We start from the raw sequence: 16,013 nt of genomic DNA, 5'->3' as shown, positions 1-16,013 counted from the left end.
ACATACTGATGAATGAGCCGTTAAAAACACGTTCTAGCCAAAAAACATCACAGATACGCACAGCAGACCGACAATCAGGGTGATCAGATTTCCCACTGAACGGTACGGCTTTAGCGCCGGGATCAGATAGGTAGATAATGTCGGCATGATAAACAGAATCATGGCAATCAGCGGCCCGCTAATCGCGTAAATCATTGAAATTGCATTAGGGTTAATGCAGCAAATGATAAACGTAATGGTCGAAACCAGCATAATGGACAGGGCGCGGTTAAAGGCCCGGCTTTTCTTCACTCCCACCTGATGCAACGATGTTTTTACCACCTCGGTTGCCCCTTCAATCACGCCAAAGTAGGTGCCGAGGAACGATTTTGACATCGCCACGACGGCGACAATGATCCCAGAAATCGACAGCCATGCTGGTGCGTTTGGCATCATCGATAGCGCTGACAGAATGGTCACGCCTTCATTTTTCGCGTCCTCGATATAGTTTGTCGGAATCGAAAGCAAACAGCTGAAGACGAAAAACAGCACGCTCAGGCAGATGATGACGTAGGCTACCTTCATGATTTTTTTGCATTTACCCATGGCCTGCTCGCCATATTTCTCACGTCGGTCGATGGCGAACGTCGAGATAATTGGCGTATGGCTAAAAGCGAAAACCATCACGGGAATAGATATCCAAACCTGATGAAGCGTGTGCTGATCGAAAGACATCTGGCCGGTGAGTAGCGTTGGCTGCCAGCTTCCGGTCAGGTAGAGCGAAAGGAACAAAAAGTACGCGATGAGCGGGAACACCAGAAAACCCATTACCCGAATGGTTGCTTGTCGGCCCATCAGAAAAATCAAGTTCAGCACCAGCACCACGCCAAGACTGACCAGCATGCGAACACGCAGATCGATGGCGATATGTTTTGCCAGTTGTTCAGTGAGTGAATTGGTTATCGCCACGGCGTAGATCAGCACCACCACAAAGAAGGCAATAAAATAGAGGGTCGTGATCAGGCTGCCTATCTTTTTGCCGTAGTAGTGCGTAACTGCACCAGTGATCCCTTCACCTGCCGAGGTTTTTGAGGACAGGATAAACTGGCACAGCGCCTTGTGCGGCCAGTAGGTTAAAGGCCAGGCGACGAGTGCGGTGATAAACAGTACCACCGCGCCTGCAGAACCCAGCTGTATGGGGAGGAAGAGGGTTCCTGCGCCGACGGCAGTCCCATATAGTGCGAAGCTCCAGAGAGTCTCTTCTTTTGACCAAAATTTCGACATTATTTGAACGTATCAACTATAAAATAAACAAAAAGAAGCGCAATTTACCACAAATGGCAGGGGCTGGGGGAGGTGTCAACAAGCGGGCGAGTGAATGGATCAAAAGCCGGAACCGAGAAGATTCCGGCTATTGTTTGAATTATCAGGCAGTAACGCGCTGCTGGCGACGCTTCATAACGCGCTCGCGTAAAGTGTCATAAGCCCAGTTATAGAACATGGTGTATGGCAGGAAGAACAGGAAGAAACCTATTTCCAGTGTGAATGCCTGGAGCAGGCTGACGTTCAGCACATACGCCACGATGCTCACCCCGATGACAATAAAACCGCTCTCGAAGCCTAAGGCGTGGAATGCCCGCACTTTAGCCGTACGTTTTACCAGGTGCGACGGCCACAGTCGGTCAAACAGGGCGTTATAAATGATATTCCAGATCATCGCCGTGGTGGCGAGAAGGATGGTCAGTCCGCCCATTTCCAGCACCGAGCGCTGCATCAACCATGCGGTGGTTGGTGCGAGGATCGCGGTGGCAATGCCTTCAAAGCAGACGGCATGAAAAATTCGCTCCAGTAACGAGCGGCGTTGGACTGTATCGTGTTGCATAATCTAAAACCTTCTTTGATGCCCGGATAACGGAATGGTGGCAATTTTATCGTTTTATGTGATATCTAAAAGATAGTATCCATCGATAAAGTAGATAGTTCATGCGTTACTCCCCTGAAGCGTTAACGGCATTTGTGGAGACCGTTTCCTGCGGCTCATTTTCTGCTGCGGCCCGGCGGCTGCGTAAAAGTCAGTCCACCATCAGCACGGCCATTGCGCATCTGGAAGCCGATCTCGGTTTTGCGCTGTTTGACCGCTCATCACGTCAGCCGACGCTAACCGAAGAAGGTAAGCGGGTGCTGGGCTATGTGCAGGCAATTTTGACGGCCAGCGAACGTCTTGATGAGGCAGCGATTTCGCTGTCGGGTGAAACGGAAGCGCGTCTGACCTTCGTTTTGTCTGACACGCTGCATCCGGATGTGCTGGAAGAATTGATGGTGCAGTTTGACCACAAGTTTCCCCATACCGAGTTTGAATGTCTGATTGGCGAAGATGAAGACGTTATCGATCTGCTGCAAAAAGGACGTGCTCAGGTTGGGTTGATCGAAGCGCGGGAGGATTACCCGACCGACATGGGCGTCACGCGTCTGCCGATGCAAACCTGGATGGGATTATACGTTGCGGCATCGCATCCACTGGCGACTCAAGAAAAACTGCAGTGGGAACAGCTACATACCTGGCGAGAGCTGCGGCTGAATACCTATCTGGAGAGCGGCACTAACGTGGCGCGCGGCCCCGTCTGGTCGGCGCCTAACTATTTGTTGCTGCTGAGTATGGCGGTGCAGGGGTTCGGCTGGTGCGCGCTCCCTTGTGCGCTGGTGGAGGAGTTTGCGGCAGAAAAACCGCTGGTCCAATTGATGCTGCCCGGCTGGCCAAAGGCTATTTCTATCGATCTGCTGTGGAATAAGAAATCACCGCCTGGCGTGGCGGGAAGTTGGCTGCGCGACCATTTACAGCAGAGTGGCGTTCAGATGACCAATAAATGATACGAATTTCCTTTGTGATAAAAATCACCGTTTTTAAACAACCTTGATAACTCTTTTTAACAATCATCTACTATTGCGGTGTTATTTTGCGCTGAGGTGGTGATGAAAGAGGTTGTGATAGTCGGGGCGTTACGGACACCGATCGGCTGCTTCCAGGGGACGCTGGCGCGCCACTCTGCCGTTGAATTAGGTAGCATGGTAGTCAGGGCGTTACTGGAGCGCACGGGCGTGGACGTTCACGCTGTGGATGAAGTGATCCTCGGACAGGTGCTTACCGCAGGTGCCGGGCAAAACCCGGCGCGTCAGTCCGCCATCAATGGTGGGCTACCCAATACCGTCTCCGCCATCACCATTAACGATGTCTGCGGCTCGGGTCTGAAAGCGCTGCATCTGGCGACCCAGGCTATCCAGTGCGGCGAAGCCGACATTGTGATTGCGGGCGGACAAGAGAATATGAGCCGTGCGCCGCATGTCCTTACTGATAGCCGTACCGGCGCACAGTTGGGCAACAGTCAACTGGTCGACAGCCTGGTGCATGACGGCCTGTGGGACGCTTTCAACGATTACCATATGGGCGTTACCGCGGAAAATCTGGCGCGGGAATATGGCATCAGCCGTGAACTGCAGGATGCCTACGCACTGCATTCGCAGCACAAGGCGCGGATGGCAATTGACGCCGGGCGCTTTAAAGATGAAATCGTGCCGGTGGTAACGCAGCGTAATGGGCAATCGTTCGTGGTGGATACCGACGAACAGCCGCGCACCGATGCCAGCGCAGAAGGGCTGGCGCGTCTGGATCCGACCTTCGACAGGCTCGGCTCAGTAACCGCGGGCAACGCGTCATCCATCAATGATGGCGCCGCTGCGGTGATGATGATGAGCGAGGCCAAGGCCCTGGAGCTGAATTTGCCGGTGCTGGCTCGCATTCGTGCCTTTGCCAGCGTCGGGGTTGATCCCGCGCTCATGGGAATTGCGCCGGTGTACGCGACGCGCCGTTGCCTTGAGCGTGTGGGCTGGCAACTGGCTGATGTTGATCTTATCGAGGCCAACGAAGCCTTTGCCGCACAGGCATTGTCCGTTGGAAAAATGCTGGAGTGGGATGAACGGCGGGTGAATGTGAACGGCGGAGCCATTGCGCTCGGTCATCCGATTGGCGCATCTGGCTGCCGTATTCTGGTTTCACTGGTGCATGAAATGGTGAAGCGTCGGGCGCACAAGGGCCTGGCAACGTTATGTATCGGCGGTGGTCAGGGCGTGGCGCTCGCTATCGAACGAGATTAACCACCCGTAGTTTTCTCTGCTTAAACGCCTTTCCCGCTGTATATCCCCTGCATCTATAAAAAAGCCCTCCAACAGGAGGGCAAGGCCAGTTACAGAAACATACACTCTAAACTCTGTTAACGTATCAAAACGGTGTTTCATTTCATGTGATTAACAGCGCACTTTGTTAGAAAAGGTGTGTGAACGGCGTGTGAGGCTGGCTGTATTTTCAATGTCTTATCCCTACCCCTCATGAACTACTCTTGTTTATTTTTATCTATCTAATTGTTTTAAATAATTTTATTGAAACCGTTCCCGCGATTTATATGCGCTAGCGTGATCGCAATTACACTTTTGATAATAAGATGCAGAAAAAGTGAAACGTTGTTTTATTTGTAATTGAAAACCCATTCCGGGAGGGATATCATGAGCGCATAAGATAAAACGGAACAGCGTTTTGCTATTCGTTTAAGCATTCACGGTCAATTTATCACTGGAGGTAAATGTGGACGTAAGACAAAGCATCCATAGTGCGCATGCGAAAACCCTGGACACTCAGGAGCTGCGTAATGAGTTTTTGGTCGAAGAAGTGTTTGTCGCAGATGAATACACCATGGTCTACAGCCACATTGACCGCATCATTGTTGGCGGCATTATGCCAGTAGCCAAAACCGTCTCTGTGGGTGGCGAAGTCGGCAAACAGCTGGGCGTAACCTACTTCCTCGAGCGTCGTGAGCTGGGTGTGATTAACATCGGTGGCCCGGGCACGATTACCGTTGACGGCCAGTGCTATGAAATTGGTCATCGTGACGCGCTGTACGTCGGGAAAGGGGCCAAAGCAGTGGTATTCGCCAGTATCGATACGGCGAAACCGGCGAAGTTTTACTACAACTGCGCGCCGGCCCACACGACTTATCCAACCAAAAAAGTCACGCCAGCAGACGTTGCGCCAGTGACGCTGGGCGATGACCTCACCAGTAACCGTCGTACCATCAACAAATATTTTGTGCCGGATGTGCTGGAAACCTGCCAGTTGAGCATGGGTCTGACCGAACTGGCGCCGGGTAACCTGTGGAACACCATGCCGTGTCATACCCATGAACGTCGTATGGAAGTCTATTTCTATTTCAATATGGAAGAAGATACCTGCGTCTTCCACATGATGGGGCAGCCTCAGGAAACGCGTCATATTGTGATGCACAACGAGCAGGCGGTGATTTCGCCGAGCTGGTCAATTCACTCCGGCGTTGGCACAAAAGCTTATACGTTCATTTGGGGCATGGTCGGCGAAAACCAGGTCTTTGATGATATGGACCATGTAGCGGTCAAAGATCTGCGCTAGTTGCGGGCGATAGCCGTGCCTGCTGCGGCGGGCATTATAAAAAATTAAGGATTTACAATGATTTTGAATGCATTCTCTCTTGAAGGTAAGGTCGCCGTTGTGACCGGTTGTGACACTGGCCTGGGTCAGGGTATGGCGTTGGGTTTGGCTGAAGCGGGCTGCGATATCGTGGGGATCAACATCGTTGAACCGACGGAAACTATCGAACGCGTGACCGCGCTGGGGCGCCGTTTTTTAAGTCTGACCGCCGACCTGCGTCAAATTGACGGCATTCCGGCGCTGCTGGAGCGCGCAGTGGCAGAATTCGGTCATATCGATATTCTGGTCAACAACGCAGGTCTTATCCGTCGTGACGATGCGATCGACTTCAGTGAAAAAGACTGGGACGACGTGATGAACCTGAACATTAAGAGCGTGTTCTTTATGTCTCAGGCCGCGGCGAAGCACTTTATCGCTCAGGGTAACGGCGGCAAAATTATCAACATCGCCTCTATGCTTTCTTTCCAGGGCGGGATCCGCGTGCCGTCTTACACCGCGTCTAAAAGCGGTGTAATGGGCGTCACCCGCCTGATGGCGAACGAGTGGGCCAAACATAACATCAACGTCAACGCAATTGCGCCGGGTTACATGGCGACGAACAACACTCAACAGCTGCGCGCTGATGAGCAGCGTAGCGCAGAAATTCTCGATCGTATCCCGGCGGGTCGTTGGGGTCTGCCGAGTGACCTGATGGGGCCGATTGTGTTCCTGGCATCCAGCGCATCTGACTATATCAACGGCTATACCGTTGCGGTAGACGGCGGCTGGCTGGCACGTTAACCCGCTTTCCAGAACCGACAAACCCTGCCCTTTGGCAGGTTTTGTCGGTTAAACATAAGGTGAATGTAGCAATACACCGGAGGCGACATATTCATTCCCTCTGGAACAACATTATGCCGCCAGGCAGATTACGAACAGATAAAATTACGCAGGCAGAAAATCTTCGCGCATGGGCGTAAAGGTATCGAGTAGCGTTCCCGGTTTTAAACAGACGCAGCCATGCATAATGTTGGGTTGTTTATATAGGGTATCGCCTGCCCTAACGACATGCTTTTCTTCGCCGATGGTAAATTCAAACTCCCCAGACAAAACGTAAGTCAGCTGCTCATGCGGATGATTGTGCATCGGACCAATCGCGCCTTGCTCGAAGTTCACCTCAACCGCCATCATTTTACCGTCGTGAGCAAGAATGCGTCGGGTAACGCCATTGCCCAGATCTTCAAGGGTGGTCTCTTTATGAAAAATAAACATTCGGCCTTCCTGTAATTAAAACAATGTTTCATTAAACCTATATCAGAAAATTAAAAAAAGAAATGCACGCCAACAGATGTGGAAAGTTGATCACATCTTTGGTTCACTGGAGAGATAACAACAAATCAGGGGAAATGATGAAAACGATCGGTCTGTTGGGCGGTATGAGCTGGGAATCCACCATTCCTTATTATCGACTCATTAATGAAGGGGTAAAACAGCGTCTGGGTGGCCTGCACTCGGCACAGATTCTGTTGCACAGCGTAGATTTTCACGAGATTGAAGCCTGTCAGTCTGGCGGTGACTGGCAGCGGGCAGGGGAGATCCTCGCGCAGGCCGCCGCAGGGCTTCAGCAAGCTGGAGCAGAAGGGATTGTGCTGTGTACCAACACCATGCACAAAGTTGCTGAGGCGATTGAAACCGCCTGTGACGTGCCGTTCCTGCATATTGCCGATGCGACGGGTCGGGCCATACAAAAACAGCAGATGAGCAACGTGGCGCTACTGGGTACGCGCTACACCATGGAGCAGGATTTTTACCGCGGACGTCTACAGACTGAATTTGGTATTAGCACGCTTATTCCTGAGGCTGATGATCGTCAGAAAATAAACCAGATTATTTTCGACGAGCTGTGCCTCGGTGAGTTCAGCAACGCTTCCCGCGACTACTACCTGAGCGTAATTGAGCAGTTGGCTAAACAGGGCGCTCAAGGGGTTATCTTTGGCTGTACCGAGATTGGTCTGCTGGTTCCAGCCGAGTTAAGTCCATTACCGGTTTTCGACACCGCGGCAATCCATGCGCAAGATGCGGTGGCGTTTATGCTTTCGTCTGTGGATACAAAATAGCCTCCAGCGGATCGATAAGTCTCGGGAGATGGGCTTGCAGATGCGCCGTAAAAGCATCGACCAGCGCCGAGGCAGGGCGATGAAGTGGGTGGATCAGGCTGACCGTAAAGGGTACCGAAATACTGAAGCGGCGGATAACCACTCCGCTGCTGGCATAATCCAGCGCGGTCAGTGGGTTTACCACCGAGATCCCCACGCCCGCCCGCACCATTGCACAAATTGAAGCGGCGCTGTGGGTTTCAATCACCATGCGGCGCTTCACCTGATGTTCGTTAAACAGGGTGTCCAATAGCTGACGGTAACTGTCGGTCCGCGACAGGCTGATATAGTTCTCTCCCTGAAAATCCTGCGGCGTTAATACCGCTTTCTCGGTCAGCGGATGCCCCTGCGGCAGTACACACACTTCATCCAGCGCCAGCAATTCGGTGCGTTTCGTTCCGGCTGGCGTATGCAGCGTTTCCGTTAACCCCAGATCGTGGCGCTGCGCCGACAGCCACTCTTCCAACAGTGGTGACTCCTGCGGCACGATCTGAATGTTGACCTGCGGATAGCGCGCGAGAAATGGCTGCAGCAGCGGTGGTAAAAAGGACTGCGAAAATACCGGCAGGCAAACAATCGACAATTCACCTTGACGAAATTCGCGCAGGCTTTCGGCGGCGCTCACAATTCTGTCCAGGCCGTACCACGAACGTTGTACCTCTTCAAACAGACGTAAGCCTTGCACGGTTGGATGCAGTCGGCCACGCGTGCGTTCAAACAGCGTTAATCCCAGGACTTTTTCGAATCGGGCCAGTTCCCGACTGACGGTGGGCTGCGAGGTATGTAGCATGCGCGCGGCTTCCGTCAGATTACCAGCGGTCATGATGGCGTGAAAAATTTCAATGTGGCGCAGGTTAACCGCGGGCATAGGCAATCCTCGAATGAGCTAATCCATATCATTTTTGCATAGACTCACGATAAAACGATATTTTTTATTCTTTTTGGGCTGTGGCGTAATCATAAAAAAGCCAATACCGGAGCACACCATGCCACGCCCACTCAACAACACAGACACTGACCTGACCGCCGACAACCTGTTGCGCCTGCCTGCCGAATTCGGCTGCCCGGTGTGGGTCTATGATGCGCAGATTATTCGCGCGCAGATTGCCAAACTGAGTCAGTTTGACGTGGTGCGTTTTGCCCAGAAGGCATGTTCGAATATTCATATTTTGCGCCTGATGCGCGAGCAGGGCGTGAAGGTCGATTCCGTCTCGCTTGGCGAAATTGAACGCGCGCTGGCGGCAGGTTTTGTACCTGGCAAAGATGAGATTGTCTTTACCGCCGATATGATTGATGAAGCGACGCTCGCCCGGGTGCATGAATTGAGCATTCCGGTAAATGCCGGGTCGGTCGATATGCTGGAACAACTGGGCCAGCTCTCGCCGGGCCATCGCGTCTGGCTCCGCGTAAACCCTGGCTTTGGGCATGGACACAGTCAGAAAACCAATACCGGGGGAGAGAACAGCAAGCACGGCATCTGGTACAGCGATCTTCCGGCGGCGCTGGAGGTAATTCAGCGCTATAAGCTGAAATTGGTGGGTATTCATATGCATATCGGCTCTGGCGTGGACTACGCGCATCTGGAGCAGGTGTGCGGCGCGATGGTGCGTCAGGTGGTGGAATTTGGTCAGGATCTGGAGGCGATCTCCGCAGGCGGCGGTTTATCAATCCCGTATCGCGAAGGTGAGGAGGCGATCGACACCGATCACTATTTTGGATTGTGGAACGCCGCGCGCGATAGTATTGCGCGTCATCTGGGTCATGCCGTCAAACTGGAGATCGAACCAGGGCGTTTCCTGGTCGCGGAAGCTGGTGTGTTAGTGGCGCAGGTGCGCAGCGTAAAAGAGATGGGCAGCCGTCACTTTGTGCTGATCGATGCGGGCTTCAACGATCTGATGCGCCCGGCCATGTACGGTAGCTATCACCATATCTCCGCGCTGGCGGGAGATGGTCGTTCTCTGGAACAAACTCCTCAACGGGAGACCGTGGTGGCCGGACCGTTGTGCGAATCAGGCGACGTGTTTACCCAGCAGGAAGGCGGAAATGTGGAAACCCGTCTGTTGCCTGCGGTGGTGCCGGGTGATTATCTGGTTTTGCATGATACCGGGGCGTACGGAGCGTCAATGTCGTCAAACTACAATAGCCGCCCGCTGCTGCCGGAGGTCTTGTTTGATAACGGCGTGGCACGACTGATTCGTCGTCGCCAGACCATTGATGAGCTGTTAGCGCTGGAATTAATCTGAGTAAAGCTGGCCGGATAAGGTGCTTGCGTCGCCATCCGGCTCTTTTTCATATTACTTAAAGTACGGTCCGAGCGTTACTGAGTCACGTAATACCAGTTTGCCGGTAAACGGAGGGATCGGCTCCACGCTCTCACCGTTGGCCAGACGTATAGCCTGGTCGATTGCCGTGGTTATCATGGTATCAATCGGCAGATAAACGGTAGATAACCCCGGTTCCAGCCATTTGGCGCTGGGCGCATCATCAAAACCAAACAGCGAGACGTCCGTCGGGATCCTCAGTCCGGCCTGATGTAACGCTTTTGATGCACCTAATGCCATGTCATCGTTACAGGCGAACAGGGCGCTGAATTTCACCCCTTCCTCCAGCAGTTCTCGACAGGCTTCATAGCCTCGCGTCATCGTGGAGTCGCCGTATTTAACCTTATCAGGATCCCAGGGAATACCGTTTTTTTCCAGAGCCTTACGATACCCCATCAGGCGGGATTTACCGGTTGGCGTATGGCCTGGCACGGTGATACAAGCAATATCGCTGTGCCCCTGCGAGATCAGGTAATTGACCGCCTGATACGCCGCGTCTTCCTGCTCAAAGAAAATCGCGCGATCGCGGGCCTGACTGACATCACGGTTGATGACCAGCAAGGGCATCGCAATGCTGTTCATCAGCGACATAATCGCCTTTTCACTCATATAGCGGGTATAGAGAATAATGGCGTCGCACTGCCTGTCGGCCAGCATTTGCACGGCTTCCTGCTCACGCTCCGGCGTGTCGTGACCATCGGTGACGATCAACTGCTTGCCGTGAGACTCCGTCTGGCGCGAGGCCTGTTGCAGCAGGCGGCCAAAGTAGAATCCATCAAATGTGGAAACCACCAGGCCAATGCTGTTGCTGGTGCGATTCGCCAAAGAGCGCGCTAAAAAGTTGGGCCGATAATCGAGTGCCTGCATGGCCTTGAACACTTTCTGGCGCGTGCTCTCTTTTACCTGACCCGTTCCATTTAGTACGCGCGAAACGGTCGCTTTTGAGACGCCTGCGTGTCGTGAAACGTCCAACATCGTAGTCATGACGCAATCCTGGTTAATCGTTTGACGATGAGTTCCCCGGCTCTGTCAGCGCCGAAACGGAATGGCGACGCACCAGAGTTGGGTTAAAGACGTGGGTAATTTCAGGTGCGGGTCGCTTCTCCGCCAACGCGAGCGCCAGTTCAGCGGCCTGGGTTGCCATCGTCACGATGGGATAGCGTACCGTGGTCAGACGTGGGCGCACATAGCGGGAAATCAGCACATCATCAAAGCCAATCAGCGAGATTTCTCCCGGCACATCAATGCCGTTATCATTCAATACGCCCATGGCGCCAGCCGCCATTGAGTCGTTGTAGCAGGCTACCGCAGTGAAGTTTTTGCCACGACCAAGTAACTCAGTCATGGCCTGTTCACCGCCGCTTTCATCCGGTTCGCCGAACGTCACCAGTCGATCGCTCACCGGTATATTGCTCTCCGCCAGCGCGTCGTAATAGCCTTGCAGACGATCTTCCGCATCAGAAATACTGTGATTGGAACACAGGTAGCCAATGCGCGTATGGCCCTGTTGAATAAGGTGTCGGGTAGCGAGCCACGCGCCGAAACGGTCATCGAGGGCAACGCAGCGTTGTTCGAATCCCGGCAGAATTCGGTTAATCAATACCATGCCGGGGATTTGCTTCATTAATGAAGCCAAATCCGCATCCGGGATGATTTTGGCATGGACAACAAGGGCCGCGCAGCGGTGGCGAATGAGCTGTTCAATCGCCTGACGTTCCTTCTGTTCATTATGGTAGCCGTTGCCAATCAGCAAAAAATTCCCGGTGTTATAGGCCACCTGCTCGACAGCTTTAACCATTGCCCCAAAGAATGGATCGGACACATCACCAACGACCAGACCGATGGTTTCAGTGGATTGTTGCGCCAGTGCACGCGCGTTCGCATTGGGGTGGTAGCTGAGTGATTCCATTGCACTCGTTACGGCCAGACGCGATGCTTCGCTGGCTTTGGGGGAATCATTGATCACTCGAGAAACGGTGGCGACTGATACACCAGCTAGTCGGGCTACATCCTTTATGGTCGCCATGATAGTACCTGTTGTGGGTAAACGCTTACATTCCGTCAGTGTTACGGAAAATGGCTGGCTGTTCAAGCAGATTGCCCGTCAGGACCTCGCAAATGTGAGCGCGCGCGAGCGAAGTAAGACAGAAAATAGAAAATGCTAATTTTTGCTTACACTTTGCGATGTGCTGTTGCGATTGTTCGCTGGTGGGAGAACTGAGCGGATTGCTAAAGTTGGGATCCCAGAGGTATTGATAGGTGAAATCAACTTTCGGGTTGATCACTAGAATTACACCAGCCTGCGCAGATGCGCAGGTTTTTTTTGCCTTCAGCCTATCTGTAACAGTAACCGATAATTTACACAACTCGTTGCATTTGGGTTCATTCCTTTGCGTTTTCGTACTGGCGTATCTGGCTGCTGACGACCACAATCAAGATCCCAGAGGTATTGATTGGTGAGATTATTCGGTACGCACTTCGTACCTGTCTCTTGCACCGACCTGCGCGGATGCGCAGGTTTTTTTTCGGACTGTATTTACCTGTTTACCTGTCGCGCCCATTCCCCAACTCGTATACTCTCCCACCATTAATGTTTCTATAATTAATGGCACAGGGAGTTGAGATGCTATTTGGCTTTTTTCGTAATCTGTTTCGCGTGCTTTTCCGCGTTCGCGTCACGGGCAATGTCAGCGCGCTACAGGGAGAACGCGTTCTAATCACTCCCAACCATGTCTCATTTATAGACGGCATCCTACTGGCGCTATTTTTACCGATTCGTCCCGTCTTCGCCGTTTACACCTCGATCAGCCAGCAATGGTATATGCGCTGGCTAACCCCGCTGATTGACTTCGTGCCGTTAGACCCAACCAAACCGATGTCGATTAAGCATCTGGTCCGTCTGGTCGAGCAGGGCCGTCCGGTGGTGATTTTTCCCGAAGGACGCATTTCGACCACCGGTTCGTTGATGAAAATATATGACGGTGCCGGGTTTGTCGCCGCGAAGTCGGGAGCGACGGTCGTTCCTGTCCGCATTGAGGGGGCAGAGCTTTCCCACTTCAGCCGCCTGAAAGGTCTGGTTAAACAGCGATTCTTCCCGCGTATCCAACTGCACATTCTACCGCCGACTCAAATGCCAATGCCGGAAGCCCCGCGAGCGCGCGATCGCCGCAAAATCGCCGGTGAAATGCTGCATCAAATTATGATGGAAGCACGCATGGCGGTACGCCCGCGTGAAACGCTATACGAGTCGCTGCTGGCGGCAAAATACCGTTTTGGCGCGGGCAAAAACTGCATTGAAGATGTTAACTTTACGCCAGACAGCTACCGCAAGCTGCTGACTAAGACGCTCTTTGTGGCCCGTATTCTGGAAAAATACAGCGCCGAAGGTGAAAAAATCGGCCTGATGCTGCCAAATGCGGGGATCAGCGCGGCGGTCATTTTTGGAGCCATTGCGCGTCGACGCATTCCGGCCATGATGAACTACACGGCGGGCGTGAAAGGGTTAACCAGCGCCATTACTGCGTCTGAAATCAAAACGATCTTCACTTCCCGACAGTTTCTCGATAAAGGCAAACTCTGGCATCTACCGGAACAGCTCACCCAGGTACGCTGGGTTTATCTGGAAGATTTAAAAGCCGATGTGACGTTGAGCGATAAGCTGTGGATTTTCTCACATCTGCTGGCACCGCATCTGGCGCAGGTGAAACAGCAGCCGGAAGAGGCTGCGGTGATCCTCTTTACGTCTGGTTCGGAAGGCCATCCGAAAGGCGTGGTCCACAGCCACAAGAGTATTCTGGCGAACGTTGAGCAGATTAAAACAATTGCCGATTTCACCGCCGATGACCGCTTTATGTCGGCACTGCCGCTGTTCCACTCCTTTGGCCTGACGGTGGGATTATTCACGCCGCTACTGACCGGTGCGGAAGTGTTTCTTTATCCCAGCCCGCTTCATTACCGCATTGTGCCGGAGCTGGTATACGACCGGAACTGCACCGTGTTGTTTGGTACTTCAACGTTCCTCGGTAACTATGCGCGTTTCGCGCATCCGTACGATTTCCACCGCCTGCGCTATGTGGTGGCAGGCGCAGAAAAACTGCAAGACAGCACAAAGCAGCTATGGCAGGAGAAATTTGGCCTGCGTGTCCTTGAAGGCTATGGCGTGACGGAATGTGCGCCGGTTGTGTCGATCAATGTGCCGATGGCGGCAAAATCAGGAACGGTAGGGCGCATCTTGCCTGGCATGGATGCCCGACTGCTGGCTGTTCCGGGTATTGAGGACGGTGGGCGTTTACAACTGAAAGGCCCGAATATTATGAGCGGCTATTTGCGCGTCGAAAAACCTGGCGTGCTGGAAGTGCCGACGGCAGAAAATGCGCAGGGTGAGATTGAGCGCGGCTGGTATGACACCGGAGACATCGTCCGCTTTGATGAAAACGGCTTTGTACAGATCCAGGGGCGCGCCAAGCGTTTTGCTAAAATTGCCGGAGAGATGGTCTCGCTGGAAATGGTTGAGCAACTGGCATTGGCGGTATCTGCAGACAAAATGCACGCCACGGCGATCAAGAGCGATGCCAGCAAAGGTGAGGCCCTGGTGCTGTTCACTACCGACAGCGAACTCACGCGTGAAAAACTACAGCAGTATGCGCGAGCGCATGGCGTGCCTGAACTTGCCGTGCCGCGTGATATTCGCCACCTGAAGCAACTCCCATTACTCGGCAGCGGTAAGCCGGATTTTGTTACGCTGAAAAGCTGGGTCGATGAGCCGGAAAAACAACATGATTGAGTCAGCGCACACTAACACTTCAATCTGGTCCAAAGGGATGATGTCCGTCATCGCCGCGCAGTTTCTGTCGGCGTTTGGCGATAACGCACTGCTGTTCGCTACGCTGGCGCTGCTGAAGGAACAATTTTATCCGGACTGGAGCCAGCCAATCCTGCAAATGGTGTTTGTGGGCGCTTACATCCTGTTTGCGCCATTTGTTGGACAGGTGGCGGATAGCTTTGCCAAAGGCAGAGTGATGATGTTCGCGAACGCCCTGAAACTGCTGGGCGCGGCGAGTATTTGCTTCGGCATTAATCCGTTTCTCGGGTATACGCTGGTGGGGATTGGTGCGGCCGCGTACTCACCGGCCAAGTATGGCATTCTCGGTGAATTGACCACCGGTGACAAACTGGTGAAAGCCAACGGTCTGATGGAAGCCTCCACCATCGCCGCGATTTTGCTCGGTTCTGTCGCCGGCGGCGTTCTGGCCGACTGGCATGTGATTGCCGCACTTTCTGCCTGTGCGCTGGCCTATGCTGGCGCCGTGGTGGCTAACCTGTACATCCCGAAACTGGCCGCGGCTCGTCCTGGCCAATCCTGGCATCTGGGGAAAATGACGCGCAGTTTCTTCTGCGCCGCTTCTTCGCTGTGGCGCAACGGTGAAACACGTTTTTCGTTGGTCGGAACCAGCCTATTTTGGGGCGCGGGCGTCACGCTGCGTTTTCTGCTGGTGCTGTGGGTTCCGGTGGCGCTCGGCATCACCGATAACGCTACACCGACCTACCTCAATGCCATGGTAGCGATTGGGATTGTCGTAGGCGCGGGGGCGGCAGCGAAGCTGGTGACGCTGGAAACTGTGTCGCGCTGTATGCCAGCGGGGATCCTGATTGGCGTCGTGGTGCTGATTTTCTCACTTCAGCATGCGCTGCTTCCGGCTTACGCGTTGCTGATGCTTATCGGCGTGTCAGGTGGCTTCTTTGTGGTACCGCTGAATGCGTTGCTGCAGGAGCGGGGCAAGAAAAGCGTTGGTGCGGGTAATGCGATCGCGGTGCAAAACCTGGGCGAAAACAGCGCGATGCTGCTGATGCTCGGGATTTACTCACTGGCAGTGCTGGTGGGGATCCCGGCGGTAGCGATTGGTATTGGATTCGGCGCGCTGTTTGCGCTGGCGATTGCGGCGCTGTGGATTTGGCAGCGCCGCCAGCCTGGTACGCGATGAATGAACAATGAATGTGCCGGATGGCAGCGTCGCCTTATCTGGCCTACAGAACGCAGCAATTTGTAGGTCTGATAAGCGTAGCGCCATC

At 53.4% G+C, this 16,013-nt stretch carries 14 protein-coding genes; 8 read left to right on the top strand and 6 right to left on the bottom strand.

Annotated elements, in window-relative coordinates; genetic code table 11:
• Window positions 1-33 precede the first annotated feature (33 nt).
• Together BZK42_RS11375 and BZK42_RS11370 are read right to left on the bottom strand one after the other, a co-directional pair.
• A complete protein-coding gene (locus tag BZK42_RS11375; protein ID WP_029139645.1) occupies window positions 34-1,263 on the bottom strand; it encodes an amino acid permease in 1,230 nt (409 codons plus the stop codon).
• 142 nt (window positions 1,264-1,405) lie between these two features.
• Window positions 1,406-1,861 carry a multidrug/biocide efflux PACE transporter gene (locus BZK42_RS11370; RefSeq protein WP_016154290.1) on the bottom strand — a complete coding sequence of 152 codons (456 nt, stop codon included), beginning with the start codon at window positions 1,859-1,861 and terminating at the stop codon, window positions 1,406-1,408.
• Between the two features lie 101 nt (window positions 1,862-1,962).
• Here BZK42_RS11370 and BZK42_RS11365 point away from each other — a divergent pair, with 101 nt between their 5' ends.
• The 4 genes from BZK42_RS11365 to kduD all read left to right on the top strand — a co-directional run bounded on the left by BZK42_RS11365 (window position 1,963) and on the right by kduD (window position 6,268).
• Entirely contained in the window at window positions 1,963-2,847 is an 885-nt protein-coding gene (locus BZK42_RS11365) for a LysR family transcriptional regulator (protein ID WP_016154289.1), read from the top strand.
• A gap of 102 nt (window positions 2,848-2,949) precedes the next feature.
• Entirely contained in the window at window positions 2,950-4,128 is a 1,179-nt protein-coding gene (locus BZK42_RS11360; RefSeq protein ID WP_016157388.1) for an acetyl-CoA C-acetyltransferase, read from the top strand.
• Window positions 4,129-4,612: 484 nt separating this feature from the next.
• Window positions 4,613-5,449: a 5-dehydro-4-deoxy-D-glucuronate isomerase gene (gene kduI / locus BZK42_RS11355; RefSeq protein ID WP_080859172.1), complete on the top strand. Its 837-nt coding sequence runs from the start codon at window positions 4,613-4,615 to the stop codon at window positions 5,447-5,449.
• Window positions 5,450-5,506: 57 nt separating this feature from the next.
• Window positions 5,507-6,268 carry a 2-dehydro-3-deoxy-D-gluconate 5-dehydrogenase KduD gene (gene kduD, locus BZK42_RS11350; RefSeq protein WP_016154286.1) on the top strand — a complete coding sequence of 254 codons (762 nt, stop codon included), beginning with the start codon at window positions 5,507-5,509 and terminating at the stop codon, window positions 6,266-6,268.
• Window positions 6,269-6,412: 144 nt separating this feature from the next.
• Here the strand turns inward: kduD and BZK42_RS11345 are convergent, their stop codons facing one another.
• Window positions 6,413-6,739: a cupin domain-containing protein gene (locus BZK42_RS11345; RefSeq protein WP_016154285.1), complete on the bottom strand. Its 327-nt coding sequence runs from the start codon at window positions 6,737-6,739 to the stop codon at window positions 6,413-6,415.
• Between the two features lie 137 nt (window positions 6,740-6,876).
• Between BZK42_RS11345 and BZK42_RS11340 the strand changes: the two genes are divergently transcribed.
• Window positions 6,877-7,584: an aspartate/glutamate racemase gene (locus tag BZK42_RS11340; protein ID WP_080859171.1), complete on the top strand. Its 708-nt coding sequence runs from the start codon at window positions 6,877-6,879 to the stop codon at window positions 7,582-7,584.
• Here BZK42_RS11340 and BZK42_RS11335 read toward each other — a convergent pair.
• Complete coding sequence (locus tag BZK42_RS11335; protein WP_016157385.1) at window positions 7,556-8,491, bottom strand: LysR family transcriptional regulator; 936 nt, start codon at window positions 8,489-8,491, stop codon at window positions 7,556-7,558. The two genes, BZK42_RS11340 and BZK42_RS11335, sit on opposite strands and share 29 nt — an antisense overlap.
• A 118-nt stretch (window positions 8,492-8,609) precedes the next feature.
• On the opposite strand from BZK42_RS11335, the gene lysA reads away from it, so the two are divergent.
• Window positions 8,610-9,866 carry a diaminopimelate decarboxylase gene (lysA, locus tag BZK42_RS11330; protein ID WP_080859170.1) on the top strand — a complete coding sequence of 419 codons (1,257 nt, stop codon included), beginning with the start codon at window positions 8,610-8,612 and terminating at the stop codon, window positions 9,864-9,866.
• Window positions 9,867-9,917: 51 nt separating this feature from the next.
• Here lysA and BZK42_RS11325 read toward each other — a convergent pair whose 3' ends face one another.
• Together BZK42_RS11325 and galR are read right to left on the bottom strand one after the other, a co-directional pair.
• On the bottom strand, window positions 9,918-10,928 hold the full coding sequence (locus BZK42_RS11325) for a LacI family DNA-binding transcriptional regulator (protein ID WP_008785715.1): 1,011 nt from the start codon (window positions 10,926-10,928) through the stop codon (window positions 9,918-9,920).
• Window positions 10,929-10,941: 13 nt separating this feature from the next.
• Window positions 10,942-11,970, bottom strand: a complete 1,029-nt coding sequence (galR, locus tag BZK42_RS11320) for an HTH-type transcriptional regulator GalR (RefSeq protein WP_016157382.1) — start codon at window positions 11,968-11,970, stop codon at window positions 10,942-10,944.
• A 597-nt stretch (window positions 11,971-12,567) separates the two neighbouring features.
• Between galR and aas the strand changes: the two genes are divergently transcribed.
• Together aas and lplT are read left to right on the top strand one after the other, a co-directional pair.
• Window positions 12,568-14,727: a bifunctional acyl-ACP--phospholipid O-acyltransferase/long-chain-fatty-acid--ACP ligase gene (gene aas / locus BZK42_RS11310; protein WP_016154280.1), complete on the top strand. Its 2,160-nt coding sequence runs from the start codon at window positions 12,568-12,570 to the stop codon at window positions 14,725-14,727.
• Window positions 14,720-15,925, top strand: coding sequence for a lysophospholipid transporter LplT (gene lplT, locus BZK42_RS11305; RefSeq protein WP_016154279.1), 1,206 nt, complete (start codon window positions 14,720-14,722; stop codon window positions 15,923-15,925). The genes aas and lplT overlap by 8 nt, the downstream gene beginning before the upstream one ends.
• Window positions 15,926-16,013: the final 88 nt, after the last annotated feature.

Origin of the sequence: Citrobacter braakii (assembly GCF_002075345.1) — a bacterium.
Taxonomy (GTDB): domain Bacteria; phylum Pseudomonadota; class Gammaproteobacteria; order Enterobacterales; family Enterobacteriaceae; genus Citrobacter; species Citrobacter braakii.
The sequence above is the reverse complement of the archived record's forward strand: the minus strand, read 5'-3'. Positions and strand labels throughout refer to the sequence as shown.

Coding starts and splice junctions, on each gene's coding strand:
- BZK42_RS11340 (WP_080859171.1), top strand. CDS start 6,877: ATGAAAACGATCGGTCTGTTGGGCGGTATGAGCTGGGAATCCACCATT.
- galR (WP_016157382.1), bottom strand. CDS start 11,970: ATGGCGACCATAAAGGATGTAGCCCGACTAGCTGGTGTATCAGTCGCC.
- BZK42_RS11370 (WP_016154290.1), bottom strand. CDS start 1,861: ATGCAACACGATACAGTCCAACGCCGCTCGTTACTGGAGCGAATTTTT.
- BZK42_RS11325 (WP_008785715.1), bottom strand. CDS start 10,928: ATGACTACGATGTTGGACGTTTCACGACACGCAGGCGTCTCAAAAGCG.
- kduD (WP_016154286.1), top strand. CDS start 5,507: ATGATTTTGAATGCATTCTCTCTTGAAGGTAAGGTCGCCGTTGTGACC.
- BZK42_RS11335 (WP_016157385.1), bottom strand. CDS start 8,491: ATGCCCGCGGTTAACCTGCGCCACATTGAAATTTTTCACGCCATCATG.
- lysA (WP_080859170.1), top strand. CDS start 8,610: ATGCCACGCCCACTCAACAACACAGACACTGACCTGACCGCCGACAAC.
- aas (WP_016154280.1), top strand. CDS start 12,568: ATGCTATTTGGCTTTTTTCGTAATCTGTTTCGCGTGCTTTTCCGCGTT.
- lplT (WP_016154279.1), top strand. CDS start 14,720: ATGATTGAGTCAGCGCACACTAACACTTCAATCTGGTCCAAAGGGATG.
- BZK42_RS11365 (WP_016154289.1), top strand. CDS start 1,963: ATGCGTTACTCCCCTGAAGCGTTAACGGCATTTGTGGAGACCGTTTCC.
- BZK42_RS11345 (WP_016154285.1), bottom strand. CDS start 6,739: ATGTTTATTTTTCATAAAGAGACCACCCTTGAAGATCTGGGCAATGGC.
- BZK42_RS11360 (WP_016157388.1), top strand. CDS start 2,950: ATGAAAGAGGTTGTGATAGTCGGGGCGTTACGGACACCGATCGGCTGC.
- BZK42_RS11375 (WP_029139645.1), bottom strand. CDS start 1,263: ATGTCGAAATTTTGGTCAAAAGAAGAGACTCTCTGGAGCTTCGCACTA.